The organism is Streptomyces sp. HSW2009 (assembly GCF_040240285.1).
In the GTDB taxonomy this organism is placed as follows: domain Bacteria; phylum Actinomycetota; class Actinomycetes; order Streptomycetales; family Streptomycetaceae; genus Streptomyces.
On record NZ_JBEHZD010000643.1, the window covers coordinates 1 to 3,928 of the forward strand.

Genomic DNA, 3,928 nt, shown 5'->3' on the forward strand with positions numbered 1-3,928 from the left:
CCCCCCCCCCCCCCCCCCCCCCCCCCCACGGCCTGGCTCAGACCGTGCGGAAGACCTCCGGGTAGTCGAGCCGGGGCAGCCGGCCCTTCCAGGCGTCGGGTCCCGGGCGGCCGATGTTGACCACCAGGAGCACCTGGTGCCGGCCGTCGGGGAAGAACGCGCGGGTGACCGCGTCGGCGTCGAACCCGGACATCGGCCCGGCGGCGAGGCCGGCAGCCCGGACGCCCACGATGAAGTAGCCGATCTGGAGGGTGGCGTTGAAGCGGGCGGAGGCCGCCCGCGCGGTGGGCTCGGCGAACACCTGCTGCGGGGCGTCCATGAACGGCACCAGCCGCGGCAACTCCTCGTGGAAGTCGAGGTCGGCGGCGAGCAGCGCCACCAGCGGGGCGGTGGCGGTCTTCGCCCGGTTGGAGCCCGACATGTGCGGCACCAGCCGCTCCCTGGCCTCCGGCGAGCGGACCAGCAGCACCCGCAGCGGCTGCTGGTTCAGCGAGGTCGGCCCGTACTTCACCAACTCGTAGATGGCGGCGACCTGTTCGTCGGAGACCGGCTCGTCGGTGAAGGTGTTCGCGGTGCGCGCGGCGCGGAACAGTTGGTCCTGGGCCTCCGGGGAGAGCGTGAGGTGGGTACGGGCGTCGCGGTGCGCCGGTGCGGTCATCGAGGCGTCTCCTGACGGTGGCGGTGACGTGGCGAGTGGTGCGGCGGGGGGACGGCGCGGCCACGGCGGTGCGGCGGTGCCGGCGGGACGGTTGCCGTGCTGCGGCGGACGGGACGCTGCGGCCGTACTGGACTATTTGGCCCATATCCGAGGGTCAGGCTAGGGCGGCACCGAGGGTGGGACAAGACCGACTCGGCGGGGTGGGGGGCGGGGCGGCGATGGATGGGTGTGCGCAGGAGTGAGGGGGAGCGCGACGGGTGGGACGAGTAGGACGAGTGGGGCAGCAGCGGGCCGGTGGGGCGGGGGAGCGGGCAAGTGGGTGAACTGTTCGTTCGGGCATTTGGGGCTTAGGTTGAGAATCCGGGGCATGAGACGGGGAGCTTGCCCAGGGAGCGGCTCGCCCGCCCCGGTGTACGCGGGCGAGTAGCCCGATACCGGACGAACCGTCTTTGTGTGGTGAACATGCCTGAGCCCTCCACCCCCCGCCCCGACCCGTCGGACCGACGGCCCGTCAGCGGCGCACTGCTGCTCTGCCGGGCCGACCCCGACGCCGTACGCCCCTCGGCCGGCCTGCTGCCGACACCCCTGCTGCTCGCCCCGGCCGGCGCCGGCTGGAGCGTCCTGGTGCCGGCCGGCCCCGGCGGGACGACAGCCACCGACGGGGGCGCGGACGGGGCCGGCGGCCGGGTCGCTGCGGGGACCGGTGCCGGGGCCGGCGACGGGACCGATGCCGGGACGGATGCCGGGACGGATACCGGGGCTGGTGACGGGGCCGGCGGGCCATACGACCGGGGCGACGTCGGTGCCGCCGGGGCGGTCGGGCGGGGCGCGGGACCGGGTTCGCTCTCCGCCGTGCCGGACTCCGGCGCCGTCGCCGATCTGGCCCGTACGGTCGCGGCGGGCGAAGCGTGGCCGGTCATCGGCGTGTGGTGGGGGCCGGACGGGGCCGGGTTCACGGTCGCCGCGGGCTTCCGACGACCGGTGGGCTTCGCCTGGCTGGCGGACGGCACCCCGGCGGGCCCGCCCGAGGCGGCCGGCGCCCTCATCGCCCGGCTCGGCCTCGATCCGGTGCTCGACGGCGCGGCCCTGGACGAACTGACGGGCGTGGGCCGAACCACCCTGGCGCCTGGCGCGCCCGACCCGGAGGGGCCCACTGCGCCGGACGCCCCGTCCGCTCTGGAATCTTCCTCCGCGCCGGAGGACCCCTCTGCTGCGACAGGCCCCGCCGGGCAGGAAACGCCTTCCGCTGGGGAAGCCCCGGCCACCCCGGATGCGTCGCGGCCCGGCGGCGGCCCGGCCGGCGCCGGGCGTCCCGAGCACTCCGCCGCGGTGCAGCAGCGGTTGGTCGGGCTGCTCGCGATCGTCTCCCGCGCGGGCCTGCGGCTGCCGGACCAGGTGGCGCCCGGCGCGCCCGAACACCGACTGCGCGCCGCCCTCGCGGCGGCCCCCGGCGCCCAGACGCTGGTGTGGCGCGGCTGGCGCGATGCCGTACGGGCCGAACTCGACCGGCTGGAGAACGGCCCGCACGGATCGTGGGTGCGCGGCCCGCGGGCCCGGGCGGTCGGCGCGGCGCAACTCGCCCTCGGCCTCTCCCTCGCGGCCTGGGCGCTGCGCCGCGACCGCCCCGGCTGGGCACTGGTCGGCGCCCTGCTGGCCACCGACGGCGCCCTGGCCATCGGCTACGACGGGTGGCGGGGGCGCCGGGAGCGGTAACGGGGCCGGCCGCTTCCCGCGCGTGCGCGCGAAGCGGCGACTTCCGGGTAAGGGGGCCGGACGCCCTCCCGCGTGCGTGCGAGGCCCGACAGCGATCTACCGGATGCACCTCACGAAGCACCTCCTGCGCGCGCCCGCGCGAGGCCGCCGCGTACCGGCGCCACGTACGGACTGCCCCCTACGAGCCACCGCGTACGAGCCGTCGCCTCCGAACGCGTACGAGCACCTACGGGCCGCCGGCGGGCGGAGGGCGCGCCGGCGGCCCGGCAGGGTCAGCGCGGCACGTGCGGCAGCGTCTCCTGCGGGGTCAGGGTCGGCGCGTAGCGCGCGGTCTTCGTGCTGGGGCGCAGGTCCTTGTGGATGGCGCGGGCCACGGCCTGGATGGCGTTCACGCCGTCCTGCATGGTGCGGTTGTCGTGGCTGAGCACCGTGATCGTGTAGTCCTTGCGGTCCTTGCTGAAGGCGCCGATGCTGTGCACCCGCCAGCCGTGCGTGGCCCGCGGCAGCCAGCCGTTCTTGACGTGGATCTTGGTGCCGCTCGGCGCGCCGGCCGGGGTGCCCCAGCGCTGCGAGCTGACGACCTTGTTCATGAGCTCCTTGACGTAGGAGCGCGAGGCGTCGGTGAGGACCGAGTTCTTGGTCATGATCAGGTTCAGCAGGCGCTGCTGGTCACGGGCGGTGATCTGGGTCAGGCCCCAGTAGCCGTCGCTGCCCGGCACCGTCTTGGTCATCCCGGCGGCGCGCAGGAAGTTCTTCACCCGGGTGACGCCGAGCTGCTTCCACAGCGCGGTCGTCGCGTCGTTGTCCGACTTGGTGATCATGGCGGTGGCGAGCTTGGTCTCGCGCTGCGTCAGCTTGCGCTTGCTCTTCTGTGCGTCCCACAGCAGGGTGCTGAGCACGGTCGCCTTCACCACGCTGGCCGAGTCGTACTTCTGGTCGGCGCGCAGCGTGCAGGTGGTCTTGGTGCTCGGGTCGCTGAGCGCGATGGCGACGGTGGTGCGCCGGCCCTTGAGTGCGGCCCCGATGTCCTTGGTCAGCTTGGCGGCGAGCCCCTTCTGCGCCGATGAGCACACGGTCTGCGGCGCGGCGCTGGCCGCCGTCGCCCCGGTGATCGGCGGTACGAGCACGCCCGCGGTCAGGGCCACCGCCAGCGCACCGAGCGCCGACTTGGTGGGCCGCCCGGCCCGCCGCGCACGCTGTGGAGCGTCGAGACCGTCGGACGTACGGGATATTCGGTACTGCGACACGGGTGTGTTCCCCCCATTGATGGCGGCGCATCGCGCGCCGTCTGCGCTGTGTCGTCGGCGCGCCGTGCAGCGCCCCGGACCTAGACAGCCGAGGGGAAGTGAATGGTTGTGAAGAAGCGTTCGAATATGGAGTGAAAGACATCACAGGGATGTGTGCACGTACCGTGTGATCAGCGCGAACGGTGCGGCGGCGGGGGCCGCGCGGGGCGCGGGGCCGGCGGCGCACGCGCCACGCCGGGTGCGGCATCCGCGTGCGCGCGGCGCCACTGCCCGCCCCCGCCGCAGGCGGCGCCCCGACCCCGGAGCGCAC

3 protein-coding genes are annotated in these 3,928 nt (G+C 75.0%); 1 reads left to right on the plus strand and 2 read right to left on the minus strand.

Annotated features, from left to right (window positions below; all coding sequences use genetic code 11):
• Positions 1 to 37 precede the first annotated feature (37 nt).
• Positions 38 to 658, minus strand: a complete 621-nt coding sequence (locus AAHZ94_RS30005) for a malonic semialdehyde reductase (protein WP_349996869.1) — start codon at positions 656 to 658, stop codon at positions 38 to 40.
• A 462-nt stretch (positions 659 to 1,120) separates the two neighbouring features.
• On the opposite strand from AAHZ94_RS30005, the gene AAHZ94_RS30010 reads away from it, so the two are divergent.
• Entirely contained in the window at positions 1,121 to 2,371 is a 1,251-nt protein-coding gene (locus AAHZ94_RS30010) for a hypothetical protein (protein WP_502964826.1), read from the plus strand.
• Between the two features lie 272 nt (positions 2,372 to 2,643).
• On the opposite strand, the gene AAHZ94_RS30015 is transcribed toward AAHZ94_RS30010, so the two are convergent.
• Entirely contained in the window at positions 2,644 to 3,498 is an 855-nt protein-coding gene (locus AAHZ94_RS30015) for a serine hydrolase (protein ID WP_502964827.1), read from the minus strand.
• Between the last annotated feature and the right edge of the window lie 430 nt (positions 3,499 to 3,928).